13 protein-coding genes are annotated in these 17,711 nt (G+C 53.4%); 11 read left to right on the top strand and 2 right to left on the bottom strand.

The window, feature by feature from the left end; all coding sequences use genetic code 11:
• Positions 1–338: 338 nt before the first annotated feature.
• The 8 genes from GT003_RS15080 (at position 339) to GT003_RS15045 (ending at position 11,620) form a co-directional block, all read left to right on the top strand.
• On the top strand, positions 339–2,093 hold the full coding sequence (locus tag GT003_RS15080; protein WP_161699171.1) for a sensor histidine kinase: 1,755 nt from the start codon (positions 339–341) through the stop codon (positions 2,091–2,093).
• Positions 2,090–3,478 carry a helix-turn-helix domain-containing protein gene (locus tag GT003_RS15075; RefSeq protein WP_161699169.1) on the top strand — a complete coding sequence of 463 codons (1,389 nt, stop codon included), beginning with the start codon at positions 2,090–2,092 and terminating at the stop codon, positions 3,476–3,478. The genes GT003_RS15080 and GT003_RS15075 overlap by 4 nt, the downstream gene beginning before the upstream one ends.
• Before the next feature lie 229 nt (positions 3,479–3,707).
• Positions 3,708–5,489, top strand: a complete 1,782-nt coding sequence (locus GT003_RS15070) for a type 2 periplasmic-binding domain-containing protein (protein ID WP_161699167.1) — start codon at positions 3,708–3,710, stop codon at positions 5,487–5,489.
• 79 nt (positions 5,490–5,568) lie between these two features.
• Complete coding sequence (locus tag GT003_RS15065; RefSeq protein WP_161699165.1) at positions 5,569–6,471, top strand: ABC transporter permease; 903 nt, start codon at positions 5,569–5,571, stop codon at positions 6,469–6,471.
• A gap of 20 nt (positions 6,472–6,491) precedes the next feature.
• The gene (locus GT003_RS15060) at positions 6,492–7,379 is read left to right on the top strand and encodes a carbohydrate ABC transporter permease (RefSeq protein WP_161699163.1); all 888 of its coding nucleotides are present in this window, start codon (positions 6,492–6,494) and stop codon (positions 7,377–7,379) included.
• A 207-nt stretch (positions 7,380–7,586) separates the two neighbouring features.
• Positions 7,587–8,186, top strand: a complete 600-nt coding sequence (locus GT003_RS15055) for an NUDIX hydrolase (protein ID WP_161699161.1) — start codon at positions 7,587–7,589, stop codon at positions 8,184–8,186.
• Between the two features lie 199 nt (positions 8,187–8,385).
• Entirely contained in the window at positions 8,386–8,532 is a 147-nt protein-coding gene (locus tag GT003_RS15050) for an AraC family transcriptional regulator (RefSeq protein WP_161699158.1), read from the top strand.
• Positions 8,533–8,743: 211 nt separating this feature from the next.
• On the top strand, positions 8,744–11,620 hold the full coding sequence (locus tag GT003_RS15045) for an S-layer homology domain-containing protein (RefSeq protein ID WP_161699156.1): 2,877 nt from the start codon (positions 8,744–8,746) through the stop codon (positions 11,618–11,620).
• Positions 11,621–11,852: 232 nt separating this feature from the next.
• Here GT003_RS15045 and GT003_RS15040 read toward each other — a convergent pair whose 3' ends face one another.
• Positions 11,853–13,655, bottom strand: coding sequence for an LGFP repeat-containing protein (locus GT003_RS15040; RefSeq protein ID WP_161699154.1), 1,803 nt, complete (start codon positions 13,653–13,655; stop codon positions 11,853–11,855).
• A 361-nt stretch (positions 13,656–14,016) separates the two neighbouring features.
• Here GT003_RS15040 and GT003_RS15035 point away from each other — a divergent pair, with 361 nt between their 5' ends.
• From GT003_RS15035 to GT003_RS15025, 3 genes are read left to right on the top strand one after another with little or no spacing between them, the layout of a single operon-like run.
• Positions 14,017–14,700 carry a response regulator transcription factor gene (locus GT003_RS15035; protein WP_161699152.1) on the top strand — a complete coding sequence of 228 codons (684 nt, stop codon included), beginning with the start codon at positions 14,017–14,019 and terminating at the stop codon, positions 14,698–14,700.
• Positions 14,646–16,064 (top strand): sensor histidine kinase, encoded by a 1,419-nt coding sequence (locus GT003_RS15030; protein ID WP_420831453.1) that lies wholly within the window; start codon positions 14,646–14,648, stop codon positions 16,062–16,064. Before GT003_RS15035 ends, GT003_RS15030 begins: the two co-directional genes overlap by 55 nt.
• Positions 15,980–17,518: a hypothetical protein gene (locus GT003_RS15025; RefSeq protein WP_161699148.1), complete on the top strand. Its 1,539-nt coding sequence runs from the start codon at positions 15,980–15,982 to the stop codon at positions 17,516–17,518. The genes GT003_RS15030 and GT003_RS15025 overlap by 85 nt, the downstream gene beginning before the upstream one ends.
• A gap of 90 nt (positions 17,519–17,608) precedes the next feature.
• Here the strand turns inward: GT003_RS15025 and GT003_RS15020 are convergent.
• Positions 17,609–17,711: IS3 family transposase (locus GT003_RS15020; protein WP_161699146.1), on the bottom strand; the 103-nt coding region annotated here is incomplete at its 5' end.

Below are 17,711 nucleotides of genomic sequence, written 5' to 3'. Positions count from 1 at the left end.
ATAACCCGGACTCCGTTTTTTTGCTCCGACAGGATAGCTCCGGTATTCAGGTCTTGGCGCGAGGGATTGCGAATTAATTCAAAATCGATCTCCTGGATTCGGAAGCGTCTATTTTGGAACGAACTTGGTATTGAGCTCGGATACCCGCCGGGGCATGGGCGCGGGAGAGGTGGGCGGTTGCACGAAATCGTTGTATAATAACTGAAGAGAAACCATTTTAAGGATAAAGGACGATTGTCCAACCGGCCATAATCGCTTATCATGAAGAAACATCCATTTTGATAAGCGCTTACACAACAGACACGATCGATTCTTCCCACACCGAAGGGAGAGCTTTCATGGTCCGCGTCCCAAATGGCGTTCTTCTGCCGCACTCGCTCAAAACAAGGCTCATTATCGTACTGCTGCTTGCGTCGTTCATTCCCGTTTCCTTAATTGGGGGCATCTCCTACTATACCATCTATCACTTGCTCGCCAACAAGCTGGAGAAAGGCGTACAGAGCACGTTGGAGCAAGAGAAGATGAGCCTCGATAATACGCTGAACAATTTGGACTATGCCTCGCAGCAGCTGACGCTGTTCGGGGATATTCGCAACCACTACAACGACTTTATCGGCCAATCCGACCCGTTGGAGCGCGGCGCGATCGAGAAGGACGTTTATAAATTCACGACAATCGTCAACTATACGAATCCCGATCTCGGACTGATGACGTATTACCTTCCGGGCAACGATACTTATCTATTCTCCAATATGAACGTTAGCCCTAACCTCCACATTCAGCAATTCCCCCATATCTCCACGCCTTACGCGGGACTTGAATTCCTCGGTCCGCATCGTACGCTGTATCCGTACAGCGACAACCGCGTGCTCTCCGTGCTCCGTACGGTCAGCGGGGGCGCCGGCGACCCGCCGATCGCGGTCTATATCGAGACCAACTTCAAAGTGTTCCAGGACAGGCTTAGCAGCTTGCCGTACGGATTGCCGATCAAGCATATTTTGCTCAATACGGATGGTTCAACGATCTACAGCGAAGATGAGAAGGCGTTTCCGCTGCAAGCCGCGTTCGAACCGGACAAGCTGATGGGACGCACGTATTTCGAGCAAGGCGATTATGTATTGTTCGCCTCCCAGGGCCGGCACGGCTGGACGTTAATTACGGCGGTGAAGAAGAAAGAGTTTTTCCGCGAACAGAATGAATGGATCGTCCGTTTCGTGATGGTCGGCTTCTTATCGATTGTCGCGAGCTTAGGCTTGGCTTGGCTGATTTGGCGGATGATCTATCGCCCGCTCATCCGGTTAAATCGGTATTTGCAGCATGCGGCGGCAACGCGATTCAACGAGCCGGTCAAGTATACGGGAGTGTTGGAATTCGACGACTTGCTGGGCACGTTCGGCTATATGAAGGGCGAAATCATGCTGCTGCTGAACGAGATCGGGGAGCGGGAACGAAACAAACGGAAGCTGGAAGTCGAAAAGCTGATGTACCAAATCAATCCGCACTTCATTCACAATACGCTGAACACGGTGCAATGGCTGGCCAAGATGAACGGACAACGCGATATATTCGATCTCGTATCCGACTTTATCGAGGTGCTGGATTACAATCTGGGCAAAGAAGGCAAGATCGTGACCGTCAGGCAGGAGCTCAAGGCGCTCGGCGATTACGTGCGATTGCAGCAGATGCGTTACCAGCATTCGTTCCGCGTGGATTACGATGTCGACGACGACGTGCTGGAGCTTCCATTCCTGCGGTTTCTGCTTCAGCCGCTAGTAGAGAACTCGCTCTATCATGGGTTCCGCAACAAGGACGGCTTCGTTCTGGTGTCGATAAAACGCGAGGGCGATCGCTATTTGATCATTCATATCCGGGACAATGGCGAAGGGATGCCGCCGGAGAAAGTCAACCAGCTGTTCGAACAGCCGGACAGGGTGGCCAAGAAGGTCGGGCTCGGCATCGGCCTGTCTTACGTGCAGAACATGATCCATACCCATTACGGGGAGCCGTATCGTCTGGAGGTGGTCAGCGAGCTGGGCATCGGGACGACCATGACCATTCGGCTGCCGCTCGAAATCGGAGGAGAACTCGAATGATCAGGACGCTGTTCGTGGAAGATGAGTTTTTCGTACGGCAAGGCTTCGTCCATTCGCTTCCTTGGGAGAAATTCGGCATCCAAATCATCGGGGAGGCGGATAACGGGGAGGCGGCGCTTGCTTTCCTGCGCGAAAATGAAGCGGATATGCTCATTACCGATCTGACCATGCCGTTCAAATCGGGGCTGGAGCTGCTGATGGAAGTCAATACGCTGTATCCGTCGTTGGCGACCGTCGTCTTGACTTGCCACCGCGACTTTGACTTCGTTCGGGAGGCGCTGCGTCTGGGAGCGCTTGACTATATCGTGAAGACTCGGCTGGACGCGGCGGAACTAGAAAGCGCGCTGGCGCGCATCTGCGAACGCATGCTGCAGCGGCAGCAGCAGCAGCCGAAATCGCTGTCGCCGGGGTTGCTGCTTGTACCGACCGGAGGCGAGATCGGGCAGTTCCCGGAACGGCTGCGATTAGCGCACGGCTTAAGTCTGAACAGGATCGAAGGAGACAGCTGGTTCGTTCCCGAACCGGGCGAGGCGTCTGTCAGACTGGCCGAAGAAGCCGATGCAGCCGGGTGGGCGGCCGTGCAAATTACGGATCATTGGAATGAAGACAGCCGGGTCATTGCCGAGCTGCTGAGCAGCTACCGCTTGTATTCGTTTCCTTACCGCTGGTCCCGGTCAACCGGTTCCACGATCGTATCGGCAGCGGAATTAAAGCGGCAGCAATTCGCGAAGCGGCAGCCGGCAGCCGCAATGACCGAGCTCGCCAAATGCTGGTACGGCTGCGGCTGGATCTTCGAAGACGAACTCTTCGATGAATGGCTGGCACTCGTGCAGCGATGCGAACCGCCGGTCGGAGAACTGGCTGCGATGACGGAAGCGTCCCTGTTCGGCTGGCGGCTGAGCGACGGGTTAAGAGATGCCGGGATGCCGGAGCAGCTCGCGTCCGGTACGAATTTTATATGGGACCGATGGACGGAGGAGCTGCGTCAGTCCCGTGACGGTCTGCTTCGGCGGTATGAATCGCTCCACTATTCAAGAGACGTCTATGCGAGCGCATTGAAATCGTTGGAGGTCATCCGCCGGCACTTGAAGGAAGGATTGTCCCAGGGGGAAGTCGCCCGGATGGTCGGGCTCAGTCGAAGCTATTTCAGCCAAATATTCAAGAGCATCTTCACGATGTCCTTCAACGACTATGTGAAGGCGCTCAGCATCAGCACCGCGCAGCGGCTGCTTGCCGTGAGGGAGCATCCGATTTATTGGATCGCCGAACAGGCGGGTTTCAAGGATGAACGGTATTTCAGCCGGGTGTTCAGGGAACATACCGGCATGCTGCCGTCCGAATACCGTATCCGCAGCCTGCACGGCAGCGCTGACGCTCGGCCGTAGAATCCTGTTGCGAACAACCGCGAAAATCATCCGATGCCTGCTTGGACTCGCAACGGTTTTCGCCGTATCCGCCTACATTCTTCGCTAATGAATGAGTACGCATTCATAGTACACTTTGGTAGACGATCGAATCGGGCATCCGCATACTGGTTACGCAACGATAGAGCTTATGGAGGCTCGATGAGCAAGGTAAAGAGGTCGTCGAACAATAGGGAGAGAAGGGGTATATATGAAGAAGTCTCGCGTGGGACTTGCCGCCGCAGCCGCGTCGCTGCTCATTCTAGCCGCCTGTTCCAACTCGAATAACAATGCGGGCGGGAACGAAGCCAACGACAATGCGGAGAAACCGGCCAACACCGCTTCAGCCACGACCGGAAATGACAAGGCAGCGACCGGCAACACGGCGAACAAACCGGCCGAGAAGCCGGATCCGTTCGGCAAATACGCGGAACCGCTCGAAGTCAGCGTCATCTACGACCGCAATCCGGAATCGGAGAAAAGCTTTATCCCGGAAAGCTCCTACGAGTCGAACTGGAATACGGATTTCTGGCTCGACAAGCTGAACATCAAGCCGGTTGTCAAATGGAGCGCGCCGTCCGGCGACCAATACAATCAGAAATACAACTTGATGTTCGCGAGCAATGACCTGCCCGATATTTTCCTGCTGAAATCGACGGACAACAAGCAATCCGCGCGGAGCATGCTGAAGAAGCTGGTCGACGCCGACATGGTGGAAGATCTAACCGACGCGTACAGCCAGTACGCTTCCGACGAAGTGAAGGATTATTATAATACGTTCGACAATAAGGCGCTGGACTACGCCACCTTCGATGGCAAAATGTACGGTCTTCCTTCCCAAGGCGACACGTATGCCAACGTTCAAATTTTATGGGTCCGCCAGGACTGGCTGGATAAGCTGAGCTTGCAGGCGCCTCGTACGATCGACGATTTGGTCACGGTGGCCATAGCGTTCAAAGAGAAGGATCCCGACGGGAACGGCAAGCCGGACACGATCGGCCTCGCGCTTCAGAATCAGTTTATGGATCCCGGCTTCACGGATGCCGTCTCGATCTTCAACGCGTTCAACGCCTATCCGAAAAGCTGGGTCAAGGACAGCAGCGGCCAGCTCGTATGGGGCGGCATTCAGGATACGAACAAGAAGCCGCTTGAAGTATTGGCCGGCATGTACAAGGAAGGACTGCTTGATTCCGAATTCGCGCTCAGCGACGGCAATAAGGAGGCGGAATTCATTACGTCTGGCAAAGCCGGCATGCAAATCGGATCCTGGTGGAACGGCAGCTATCCGCTCACCTTCAATATCGACAACGATCCGAAGGCCGACTGGAAGGCGTACACGCTGTCAACCGACAATAAGATCCATGCCATCATGAACTTCCCGACCGACCAATTCCTGGTCGTGAAGAAGGGATTCAAGAATCCGGAAGCAGCCGTGAAAATCCTGAACCTCTCGACGAGCATCAGCCATTCGAAATTCCAAGAAACCATCGATCGCCGCAATGAACTCAACACCAAGTTCGGAACCGACAAGGTGGATGCGCCGACGATCATTCCGAATTTCGGCATCGGCTACCTCGATACAACGCTTCGCAGCGTTAAGCTGTTCGAGGATATATTCGCCGGCAAAGCGAGCGTCGACGATCTGACGGTAGGCGAGAAGCAAATTTTCGAAAACTCGCTGAAGCCGAATCATGACAACCCGCGCAAGGACGCCGGCAAGTACAAAGATTACATTAACTGGATGTCGGCATTGTCCGCCATCGCGCATTCCGATCTGGACATTCAGTGGAACGGCTTCAGCGGCACGACGCCGACGTATGACGCCAAGATGGGATCGCTGATCGATAAACAATTGACGGTTTTCACCAAGATCATCATGAACAAAGAACCGGTCGACTACTTCGATACGTTCGTCAAGGAATGGAAGGCGCAGGGCGGAGATACGATTACGAAGGAAGTCAACGAGGCAGCCGCCAAGGAAAGCGGGAACTGATAGAAGACGTTCGATCTGGATGGCGCCAAGCGAGTCTTGGCGCCATCCGGCATAATCAGGCAGGTGGAGCGTGAAAGTCATGATAACCAAACTGTTCAAGAACGACCAATTTCATTATCACGTCATGCTGATTCCGGTGTTCATCGTATTCATCCTGTTCAATGTGTTTCCCATTTACGGCGTCGTGCTGGCATTCAAGCATTTCGTACCGACGAAGGGCGTGCTCGGCTCGCCTTGGGCGGGGCTGGAGCACTATCATTTTCTCGTGCAAAATCCGGAGATCTGGCGCGTGCTCCGCAATACGCTGCTCATCTCGGTCGGCAAACTGGTCACTCTGCTGGTGCTGCCGATTATCCTGGCGTTAATGCTGAACGAATTGCGAACGAAATGGTTCAAACGGACCGTTCAAACGATAACGTATCTCCCGCATTTTCTATCCTGGGTCATTCTGGCCGGTATCTTCCGGGACATCTTCTCCACGCACGGCATCATCAACTACATGATGGAATCGATCTTCCACATCAAGCCGATCATGTACTTGGGCAGCAATATCTGGTTTCGGCCGATCATTATTTTGTCCAACATGTGGAAGGAAATGGGCTTCTCGACGATCATCTACCTCGCTGCGCTCACCAGCATCAGCCCGACCTTATATGAAGCAGCGGAAATCGACGGCGCCGGTCGGATTCAGAAAATATGGCATGTATCCATTCCAGGCATCGCCGTTATCATAGCCTTGCTCGCGACGTTGAGTCTGAACGGCATCCTGTATGCAGGATTCGATCAGATCTACAACTTGTACAACGTCATCGTATACGATACGGCGGACGTCATCGAAACGTGGGTATTCCGCAACGGCCTGGTCGGAGCGCAGTATGAAATCGGCACGGCCGTCAGTTTGGTCAATAGCCTGATGGGATTGATCCTGATCGCCCTCACGTACACGCTCGCCTATCGTTACGCCAATTACCGGATATTCTAGCGGGAGGGGAAGGACAGCCTATGATTTATTCCAAAACATTCGGCTCGCGGGCTTTCGACTGGGTCATCATCGTCATTCTGATCCTCGTGTCGGTCGTCACGCTGTTTCCGATCTTGCATACGGTGGCCGTGTCGTTCAGCAATCCCGCTGTCGCCGGCTCCGGAACGATTACGGTGCTGCCCAAAGGCTTATCGTTGAAGGCGTACAGCCATGTCCTGGACGACAAACAGTTTTTCATATCGCTCTGGGTGTCGCTGGAGCGGATCGGCTTGACGCTGCTGCTGGGCACGGTCGTGACGTATTTGGCCGCCTTTCCTTTCTCGAGAGAGACGAAGGACTTTCGCATGCGGAACATCTATTTGTGGTTGCTGCTGATCGTCAGCAGCTTCAACGGAGGCATCATTCCGGGGTACATGAATGCGAAGAACCTGGGGCTGTACGATAATTTCTGGATATTGGTGCTGCCGTATCTGTTTAACTTCGGCAATATCCTGCTCGTGTTCAACTTCTGGCGCAATCTGCCGAAAGAACTGGACGATTGTGCCAACATCGATGGAGCGGGTCCTTGGCTGAAGCTGACGCAGGTGTATTTCCCGTTGTCGCTGCCGGTGCTGGCAACCATCTCGCTCTTCACGATCGTTAACACGTGGAACGAGTATTTTCAGGCGATCGTGTTCATCAACGACACGCATCTGCTGCCGCTCCAAACGTATTTGCAGCAGATCGTCGTCACGATCGACCCGATGGCGCCGGAAGATATCGGCAAAGGCGGGATGCTCTCCGAGGTTTCCAACCAAACGCTCGACGCCGCGAAAATCTCGCTCACAATGCTGCCGATCCTGTTTATTTACCCGTTCCTGCAGCGGTTCTTTATTCATGGGATAACGCTTGGTTCGGTGAAGGAGTAGCGGGGGCGCAAGGATACCGGAGGGCCGACCGATTGAACTGCACGCCGTCGGCAGACAATGGAATTCATAATGATCGGTATGCGGTCTTCGTCCTAGCTTTAATGGGCGGAGGCCGTTTGCGTTCTGCAGGGGAATTGAGTTTGTTCCATCATTGGGCATCGTTGCATGGTAATATAAGGGTGAAATGTTTTAAAGGGAGGCAATTGCGTGGGCGATGAGATTGTTCAAAAGGCCGGAGCATTCGTACTATCAAATAGAAGGATGGCGTTTATAATGGGACCGACTGAGGATCAATCCGCGCTTGCCATCGTAAGGCTAGGCGGGCATAGAGAAGGAGCCGAAACGGCATGGGAATGCTCGCAACGCGAGGTTCTCGAAGAATCTCGAATGCGAATAACGCCGATCATACCAACCATGTCTTTTTATTGTCCCAATACTATCTTCGATATCGAAATACGCTTGGAACCCATTGCGGAATTTCAAAATGTTCCTATCGAGCCTCGTCCTTTGATTGTGGGACATCAACGTTCATTACAAGCTGTAACGCCGATTTTCCTGGCATCATCAGATGACGAACCGGTACCCAGCATGGAGACGAAAGCATTGATGCTATTGACTCGCAAAGAGGTTATTCGTCTATGTTCCGAAATCATAACCTTGGATGAATTCGTATCTTCAGGCGGTAAAGTCCTGTTTAACCACCATTTGGATGGAAATTTACCCTTTAAACCTTTCGGACACCTCATGATGCTTTCGATTATTCTTGAACGGTATCCCGACGTGATTCCGAATTCAATCTTCCAGTGAAATTCGATGCTAGCAAGATAGCAAGCATGTCTATCCGAGATCATGATTGTATCGCGGGTGACGTATCCGATCATCTAGTAAACAAACAAAGGCAGCCAATTGGCTGCCTTTGTTTGTTTCGCTAATCCATTAACAGATAGCGGAATTCACGGGATACAGCGAGCGGTATTTCCGCAGGGTATTCAGCAAAGCGACGGGGATGAACCCGCTTAAATTTCTGGCCCGCGCGGTCGGCTACCAGGATCCGCTGCATTTCTCGAAACAGTTCAAAATGCGGACGGGGCTCTCGCCTAAGCAATATCGTGCGTACGCGCAGGAGAGGCTGACGGCAGGAGAAGCGCTGTAACGGCAATCGCGAAGGAGACCTTTGGTAGTTTAATAGCTTAAATGGAGCTCTGCGGCTTGCGATCGCAGGCAATTATTTGTGGACGGGAATCCACCTCCACTGGACATTTTTCCCTCACGAGTTCAAAATTGCCGCTTGTATAATTGAAATTGAACACGAGAACCTTGTAAATTGCTTAAGGCGATCAACGAAGAAGAGAGGAAGGATTCCTATGAAGAAGCGTTTAGGCATGTTCGCGATGGCGCTGCTGCTGCTCGCACCCATGCATACGTCTGCTGCCGATTCGGCTGATCCAGCGGGCGACGATACGGTCAATGGCAGTAATCTCGTTCCGAACGGTGATTTTGAAAGCGGTGCCATCGGCTGGCCCAACTGGGTGAACATCAATATCGGCCAGGAGGAGCCGCACGGCGCGGAGCAGGCGCTGAAGATTGCGGGCGGTTTCGGGATAACGGGACTTGATTTCGGCGCGCTCGAGCCGCAGCGGACCTATCGTTTCGGAGCGTGGTATAAGTACAAGAACGGCGATGCGGGCGGCAACTTGAAGCTGACCCTCGGCAAGAGCTTCTCCCGGCAGCTCGATTTTAATGAAGCGGATGGCGAATACCATTACATCGAGACGCTATTCACGGCTCCGCCGGAGCTGATGAAACTCTCGAACTCCAATTTGACGCTGGTGAAGTGGTCGAATTCGGATTTTTATCTCGATGATGTCGTGCTGCAGAAGATCATGACGCCAGATGACGCGAAAAAAGAAGCGATCTCGCCATCGTTCCTGCATTCGACCGACAATACGGAAACGACTGTCGATCTCGTATGGGATGCGCCGCAAGGACATACGGACATCGCCTATACCGTCTATAACAACGATCAAAAGGTCGGCGAGACGGACAAGCCGTCGTACACGGCAGAAGGCTTGCAGGCCGGAAGCGCGAATGCGTTTAAGGTCGTGGCCATCGAGGACACGCTGCAATCGTTCCCGACCAACACGTTGACGGTGAACACGATTACGCCGCTGCCGGAGCTGACGAAAGAGATTTACCCGGGTCAAATCGGCGTCGGTCTCGAAGGGATCGGCGGACGCGGCTTCGAGTTTTCCGATGCGGCGAAGACGCTGAGGCAGTGGGTAAAGGCAGACGGCTCCGAAGGCGTCAAGGTCGATGCGAACGGCTGGCCGCTCGAGGACGCGGCGACGGTGATGTTCGACCAACGACCGGTAGCGGCGTGGCTGAACGATATTGACGATCCGTACAAACGGTTCCCGGACATCAGCGGCACGTACAAGCTGTCGTTCAAAGGACAAGCGGTCATCGGCAATATGGATCCTTCCAGTCCGATCACGGTGACGAATCAGCATTACGATAAGAAGTCGGCTACGACGACTGCGGATATAAACCTGCCTACGGGCAGCGGACTGATCTTTATGAGCTTTAAGCAGACCAATGGCGGCGTTCAAGACGTGAAGCTGATGCGCCCTGGCTATGAGCTTGACGGCAAGGAGACGTTCACGCGCGAATTTTTGCAGGCGCTGCAGCCCTTCAGTACGCTGCGCTTCATGGACTGGTTGAGCACGAACAACAATAATCCGGCGTACCCGGCCGCGACCGAGTGGAAGGACCGGAAGCTAACGACGGATGCGACCCAGCTCGCGCTGGATGGCAAGAACGGTGCGGCGTGGGAGTACGTCATCGAGCTCGCGAACGAGACGAAGAAGGATATCTGGATCAACATTCCGGTCGCGGCTAGCGATGATTACGTGAAACAGCTCGCGAAGCTGCTCAAGGAGAAGCTCGATCCGAGCGTACGCATCTACGTGGAATACTCGAATGAAGTATGGAACGATCTATTCACCCAGCAAGCCTACAATAAGGCCGCGGCCATCGCGGAAGGCTCGCAGCCTGGCTCCGTTCTGAATAAGTTCACGATGAAATCGTATTTTGACGATCCGAACGATATGGACTATACGCCGGAGAAGCGCTCGTGGACGCGCCACCGCATCGCGCAGCGGCTGATCGAGATCGGCCGGCAGTTCCAGTCCGAGCTGGGCGAGGATGCGCTGAACACCCGCGTCAGGCCGGTGCTCAGCTGGTTTGCCATCATGCCGGACCAATACGAGGACATGCTGAACTGGGTATCCAAGACGTATGGCGATCCGAAGAACTACTTCTATGCGATCGCAAGCGCGCCGTATTTTAACTCGAGCGCGGCAGGCGAAGCGGCTTCGGCAACGGAGGTGCTGACGGCGATGCAGGCGGACAGCGCGAATTTCAGTAAGCCGGATGGCAGCAAGAAGCAGCTCATCTCGCTCGCAGATCAGTATGGCTTGAAATCGTTCACGTACGAAGGCGGTCCAGACTCCGGCGGCGGCAGCACCGTGAACGTGGACAACCGCATCGCGGCGCATCGCTCCGAGCGGATGGGCAATCTGGTGAAATACGATGTCGGCAACAATTTCCTTGCGCAGGACGGCGACATGTTCATGTATTTCACGCTGACAAGCGGTTACAATCGGTACGGCATGTGGGGCGCGACGGAAGATATTTTCAATGGGCTGAACACGCCGAAATACGAGGCGCTTACTTCGCTGCTCGGTACGGAGGAGCAGCCTTTCATCGATGTCCCGCAAGGTCACGCTGCTTACGATGCGGTGAAAACGCTCGTAGCCGATCACATTGTGACCGCAGATTCGAGCAGCTTCCATCCGAAGCAGGTACTGACGGCTGAAGAACTGGATACGCTGCTTGCTAGACTAGCAGCCTACGCGCAATCGCGCACATCGGCGAAGCTTGACGGCCTTGCGCCGCAGGCGAGCCGGCATGACGAGAAGGCGGAAATAAGCCGCGAGCAATTGGCCGTGCTGCTCGTGCATGCGTACGAAGCCGGCACTGGCCGGAAGGTGAACCACCCGGAGGCGGTCGTGCTGAAGGATCAGAAGCAGGTGACGGCGCAATCGCTCGGCGCGGTTCAATCCGCCGTGGCGGCGGGTTTGATGACGACGTCGAAGGACGGCAAGTTCCAGCCGAAGGCGAAAGTAACGCGCGCCGAAGCTGCGCTCGCGTTAGCGCAGCTCGCGGATTACCTGCGTTAAGGGCCGGCGGACGCTTGCGGCCTACCTGTAAGCGGCCGGAAGCGAATTGCGAACGCCTATCGATGCGATCTGGTCCTGTCTCGGCAATGACCGGACGATTCCGAATGATTGGTACCGGCCGCCTGAGGGGGCCAAGAGACAGCCATTCAAAGATGCACGCCGATATGCGGTAGATCAAAAAGAAGAGCGGTATTCTTGGACGTTTTTATCCATGAATACCGCTCTTTTATGCTTAAAAGTCGGCAATCAAACTGTCCAGCTTGCTCTGTGCGATTAATTTGCGGAATCTACCCTCTAAATCCGGAAGCGGGTTTACGAATATCTGAAGCGAGCCGTCAGCTGCGAGCATGATATCGAGGACGTCGATTTTGCCGGTTCCCCGTTGGCTAACGCCCGTAGGCAGATCGCCAAGTACGAGGGAGCCTAGCGAAGTCGGAGTGGATTGAAATGCGTCCGTTAAAGCAGTGACGATTTCATCGCGAATTGTGTCTGCGAGTACGCCATGAACGCGAACCGACCATCGCTGCAATGCGGCCAAAACGGTCTTATACTGGGGATAAGTGAACGATTCCAGAGGCGATGTTGTTACGAACCGAAGATCGACTTCTACTTCCCAAGTCGGATCGGAGACTACGGGCAAACTCACGAAGCCGCGTACGCGAAGTTTAAGGGTTCGCGGAACAGAGGACCAGAAGCCGTATGACCAATCCCCGACCCCGGCTGCGTCGACGCCGTATAGACCGGGTCGAATCTCGACGGATATTAAACCTAAGGCGACCGTCTTCGTTTTCATCTTTCGATCGAAGGTTTTATAGATGGCGTCTCTCACCTGGGATTCGGAGACTTCTGCAGCCAGCGCGACCAGCGCTTCGCTTCCATGTGCGAACACCATGCCATTTTCGAATTTACTCCAGTGCATATCAGGGTTGTCTTCCGGAGGGTATAGTCCGGTAAGGGAGTACTGATCTGTCACGGGGTAGCCAAGCCTTCCGGTTTCCCACCCTTCGGATGCCCACCGAAACCGAACGGAACCCATTAGATAGAAGGGTCCTGTTCGAGGCGTCCAGTAGATCGACGCACTCTTCTGAAAATGATTAAAGCGTCCAATGCCGTCGGGACATATCGATTCGTCGGTGGTAGGCAAACCCAGCAGCACCGGACCGTTGACGGCAAGATACTTATTGCGTATTTCTCCATGGACCTCGTGAGCGCCGGTCTCGGGTGTATAGTAGATATCACAGTCCGCATACCGCTGTACGAAACCGCCTCCGGCACTTCGAAGTTTTCCTGCCGGTTGACTCGCTAGTGCGCCAAGCGAGCGGGCCTTTGCCTCTATTGCGATCCGTGCATCAGAGAATCGACTGTGGAAGAGGGTTGCATCGATGGGAAGGAAATCTGACCGCAGAACCTTGGATGAAATCACAAGATCAGCGTCGAATAATGTCTGAAGTTCAATATGTTCGACGCTCTCCGGAAGATGTCCAAGTTCCGGCGCCGGTCCAAGTTGAGTGATGATTTCCTTCAGTGGTATCCCAACGAATCGAACTGCCGTTGTAATCGCTTCGTTAACAAGACGCTTCAGATGTTCGTCGTTGGTGTGATCGGCGACATCTCTGGCTAGATTAGCAAAATATTCGTGAGTATCGGCTGCATAAATCTGATCCTCTGGAGCAGCGTGAAGCGCTTGGGCCGAAAGCTCCGTCAGCTTTCCGAGACCCTCAACGACTCTCGCGCTAAGTTTAGGATCGTTAAAGACAATTGAATCTACGGTGGGGCGGGCTGCGCTGCTGAGCTGGGTCAACAGCTTCACTGCCTGCGAGTATCCGAACTTTCCTCGAGCGGCGTAAATTGCAGTCGTGTTTAACGCATGATTGTCCGCGGCGGCGAAATTCTTAACCGTGTCCCCGGCGCAACCGCCGCCGGATGTACTGCCATCCGACTGAACCACCCCCGTCCCTTGTACGCAAAGCTCCCTATCCCTGGCTGTGACCAACGTGTTGCCGTCAAATGTTCCGCCTACGCATTTATCCGCCATTTAACGCTCCTCCATCCCATGTAACGCTGAATGAAATTTCGAAATAAGAGCCGACAGCATTGTTGAATAACACTCCATGTTTATGCGCTTAGTCGATCTAATTTACCTAATATATGGAATTTAAATTTGACTCCTGATTTGTACCATAATCGATCCAGGTGAGCTATGATACTCGAGATGCGAAATAAGCTCATGCCGCAATTAAGTCCTGGATTTGACTTGAAAAGCTTCATTGGGATGCACTAACATGATCGTAAAGCAAATCAACAATCGCTAACGCCCCGCCGATTATTAATTTCATGCTCATTTCATAATTTCCAGGTACATTAATGCTCTATGGTTGCTACAGGAGGATAGAATCATGCGTATCTTGCTCGCGGAGGACGATGAAATGCTTGGTGAACTAACCGAGCATCAACTGAAACGGCAGTATCATGTCGTCGATTGGATGAAAGACGGGCGTCAGGCAAAGGAAGCGCTAGCAGCTGGCCGGTATGACGTATACGTACTGGATTGGATGATGCCCGGGATGTCGGGGCTAGAACTTGTACGCGAGATCCGCAGAAGCGAGGATCATACGCCCATCCTCCTGTTGACGGCGCGGGATGCCGTTCAAGACCGGGTAGAAGGGCTGCAAGCCGGGGCAGATGACTATATGATTAAACCGTTTGCGTTCGAGGAGCTTGAAGCACGGTTATTCGCCCTGTTTCGTCGACAGGATCGGGGGTACCGGTCGTCGGATATGATCAACTTAGGCGAGATAACGGCGCATCTGAAGCGGTTCGAGGTCACGCGCAGAGACACGGCGATTGTCTTGACAAGACGCGAATTTCAATTGCTTGTCTGTTTGATGCGCCATGCAGGCCAAGTCCTTTCACGGGAACAGCTGCTGGATCAGGTTTGGGGGCTCGAGTCGGATGTGACGCTGAATGCCGTCGATGCCACAATCAAATTACTGCGCAAAAAAGTGGACGGGCCTTATGAAACAAAATGCATTCAGAGCATCTATGGCGCAGGCTACCGGTTTACGATAGGTGGGGAATGAGAACGATGTTCAAACGGACGCGCACCCGGTTAACGCGAGAGTTCTCGCTCACCATTGGCATTATTCTTGTGATCTCCGCGATTTTCTCCTTATGGATGGTACAGCAGATGCTGACGTCCACGGAAGACAATCAGCTGGACGCCTTAAGAAGTCAGTATGAGGCAGAGCTGCAGAAGCTGGTCCAGTCTCCTAAAGGCCAGATGGTGTTCGGTCCTTCTGCAGATCGGGACAAGGTGAATTCGTTCTATGAACCCGGAGGTTTGCAGCTCAATCAAACGGCATGGTTGCTTGATCCGAACGGGGAAGTGATTTTTCAGTCATCGCCATCCGGCAAGGATCCGTCCGGAGCGATTTTTCCGCTGACGGCGCTCTTGCCGAGCCTTCTCGCGGAACCCGATCATAGCTATCGCAACGTAAGCGCCGATGGAAGGACGTTCCGAATCGGCGGAACGGTCATACCGGATGGGGAAATCAAGGACTACCGGATAATCGTCGCGCAGGAAGTAACGAATGATAACCAACTGCTATCGCAGCTGCGCTGGGCATTTGCAGGGTTCGCTCTGCTTATGCTTGCCGTCGGTGGAGCAGCCGGATTCTTACTGGCGGGAAGAGCGATGGGGCCGATCGTACAAGCTTTCCGTCGGCAGGAGCAGTTTACTTCCGATGCCTCGCATGAGCTGCGGACGCCGCTTAGCATTTTGAAATCCGCCTTCGAAGTGTTGGACGAGCAGCGCGATAAACTGCCGGACTTCCATCGAAACGTATTGATGAAGTCGGGACGGGAAATCCACCACATGAGCCGGTTGGTCGAAAATTTGCTCGTGCTTGCGCGAAGCGACAACGGGCGGCTCGAGCTGGCCGTCTCGCGTTTCTCTTTGCGGTACACGGTCCTTCAAGCGATGGAACAATTGGAGTCGATCGCAGCATCGAAACATGTGCGGCTGGCATGGGAGAACTGTCAAGGCGCACCAAGCGAGGACAACGCGATGATTCAAGCGGACGAGGTACGCATTCGGCAGCTCATCCTCATCCTGATCGAGAATGCCATACAGTACAACCGGGAAGGCGGGAGCGTTACCGTATCCTTGGAAACGAATGCCCAGAAGACAGCCATTATCGTGAGCGACACGGGAATCGGCATTGAAAACGAGCATCTGCCTCGTATTTTCGAACGGTTTTATCGGATGGATAAAGCTCGGAGCCGCCGGTCGGAGGGTACAGGTCTCGGGCTTGCGATAGCCAAACAAATCGTCGATGCGCATCGGGCAAGGATAGAAGTATGGAGCACGCCCCAGGTCGGCACGACTTTCCGCGTGACGGTTCCGAACATTTCAGATTCTTTTCAGAATGTTGCTTTATCTTAAATCATGCAGCCTCCCGATTAGACGGAAGGCAAGTTCGAATAAGGATGGGATCTTCAATGAGGAAGAATTGGAAGCTCGCCGGCGCGGCAATGCTGATCGCGATAGCAGTGCCGGTAACTGCTTATGCGGCAGACAATCTGAACGGCAAATCGCAGGAGGATAAGCAGGCAAGCCATGCAAACGCCCAAAAGACAACGCCTGCCGGCAAGCAAGGCGAGAAGCCGGAGCCAGGCAAAGCGAATAAGTTGAAGCTGGATCTGCAAGCCATCGCTTCATCAAAGCTCGGACTGAGTCAAGCCGCCTTCGAACAAGCGCAAAAAGACGGCAAGTCGCTCGCGGATATCGCGAAAGAAAAAGGCAAAGCGATTCAACCGCTGATCGATGCGCTGACGAAGGAAATCAGTGACGAGATCGAGGCAAATCTTGATCCGAAGGATCTTACGCCCGAGGAGAAGGCCAATGTGAAGAAGAAGGCCGCGATGGAAGCAGAACGCATCTTCACGATACCGCTTAATCAGGAGAGCGATAAGCAGGAAGGTAGCTGGAATGTAGCAGCAGCGCTTCAATTAGTCGGAATCGATAAAGCTGCTTTCGCCGATCAGGTGCACGCGGGCAAATCGTTCGTCGATATCGCCAAAAATCACGGTATATCCCGTGAGCAGCTGATCGATGCGCTGTCCTCCGATATCTTGGCTAAAATCAATGAAGCCAAGGCGAGCGGTAATTGGACGCAAGAGCAAGCGGATAAGAAGAAGCAAGCAGCGCTTAACGAGGTTGAGGATTTTGTCGATCATACATCGGAGCTGTTTAAGAAGAAGGAGAGCTTCGGCGGCGAGCCCGCCAAAGATGCGAACTCCGAAGGAGAAGTCAAACTTGATTTTCAACAAATCGCCGCAACCAAACTGGGACTGGATAAAGACGCCTTTCAAAAGGCGCTCGAAGCCGGGAAGTCGTTAACTGATATCGCCAACGAAAAAAGCGTTGAAGTCCAGCCTCTGATCGATGAGATAACAAAGGAAATCCGTACAGAAATCGAGTCGAAGAACCCGAACGGACTTACGGACGAGCAGAAAGAAAACGTACGCAAGAAGGCTTCGTTGGAAGCGAAACGCGTCTTCGATACCCCGCTTAACAAAGAGCAAGAAGTCAGAGAGAAGGGCATTGGCGAATATAATATGAAGGCTGCATTCGAATTGCTGGGCATCGACAAAGCGACTTTCGCCGAACAGGTTCAAGCGGGCAAATCATTTGCGGACATTGCGGAAGTTCATGGCGTTTCCCGCCAAAGCTTAATCGATACGCTTATGTCGGACATCACTGCTAAAATCGGTGCTGTCCTAGCAACAGGCGAGATTACGCAAGCGCAAGCGGACCAGAAGAGGCAAGCCGTGCAAAAGGAAGTTGAAGATTTTATAGATCGCACGCAGACGATATTCGAGAAGCAAAAAAAGTAAATTTTTGGACAATATAGTTCAATTGCGAAAAGCGGCAGCCGGTCATGAACTGCACCCCGTCAAGTAGACAGTACAAATAAATAAAGTCAATTAGGCGGCCTTAGTCCTGTACTCCATCGGACTGAGGCCGTTTAGTTTTGCTTGTAATCGTTCATGGTTGTAGAAGTGGATGTAAGCCTGAATATCTCTGTGA

The sequence above is a fragment of the Paenibacillus sacheonensis genome (assembly GCF_009909195.1).
In the GTDB taxonomy this organism is placed as follows: Bacteria; Bacillota; Bacilli; order Paenibacillales; family Paenibacillaceae; genus Paenibacillus_Z; species Paenibacillus_Z sacheonensis.
This window is presented reverse-complemented; position numbering and strand designations above follow the sequence as displayed.

What these genes read in the sequence shown, in the direction of transcription:
- GT003_RS15080 (WP_161699171.1), top strand. Translation starts at nt 339, where the DNA reads ATGGTCCGCGTCCCAAATGGCGTTCTTCTGCCGCACTCGCTCAAAACA.
- GT003_RS15075 (WP_161699169.1), top strand. Translation starts at nt 2,090, where the DNA reads ATGATCAGGACGCTGTTCGTGGAAGATGAGTTTTTCGTACGGCAAGGC.
- GT003_RS15070 (WP_161699167.1), top strand. Translation starts at nt 3,708, where the DNA reads ATGAAGAAGTCTCGCGTGGGACTTGCCGCCGCAGCCGCGTCGCTGCTC.
- GT003_RS15065 (WP_161699165.1), top strand. Translation starts at nt 5,569, where the DNA reads ATGATAACCAAACTGTTCAAGAACGACCAATTTCATTATCACGTCATG.
- GT003_RS15060 (WP_161699163.1), top strand. Translation starts at nt 6,492, where the DNA reads ATGATTTATTCCAAAACATTCGGCTCGCGGGCTTTCGACTGGGTCATC.
- GT003_RS15050 (WP_161699158.1), top strand. Translation starts at nt 8,386, where the DNA reads ATGAACCCGCTTAAATTTCTGGCCCGCGCGGTCGGCTACCAGGATCCG.
- GT003_RS15045 (WP_161699156.1), top strand. Translation starts at nt 8,744, where the DNA reads ATGAAGAAGCGTTTAGGCATGTTCGCGATGGCGCTGCTGCTGCTCGCA.
- GT003_RS15040 (WP_161699154.1), bottom strand. Translation starts at nt 13,655, where the DNA reads ATGGCGGATAAATGCGTAGGCGGAACATTTGACGGCAACACGTTGGTC.
- GT003_RS15035 (WP_161699152.1), top strand. Translation starts at nt 14,017, where the DNA reads ATGCGTATCTTGCTCGCGGAGGACGATGAAATGCTTGGTGAACTAACC.
- GT003_RS15030 (WP_420831453.1), top strand. Translation starts at nt 14,646, where the DNA reads ATGCATTCAGAGCATCTATGGCGCAGGCTACCGGTTTACGATAGGTGG.
- GT003_RS15025 (WP_161699148.1), top strand. Translation starts at nt 15,980, where the DNA reads ATGGAGCACGCCCCAGGTCGGCACGACTTTCCGCGTGACGGTTCCGAA.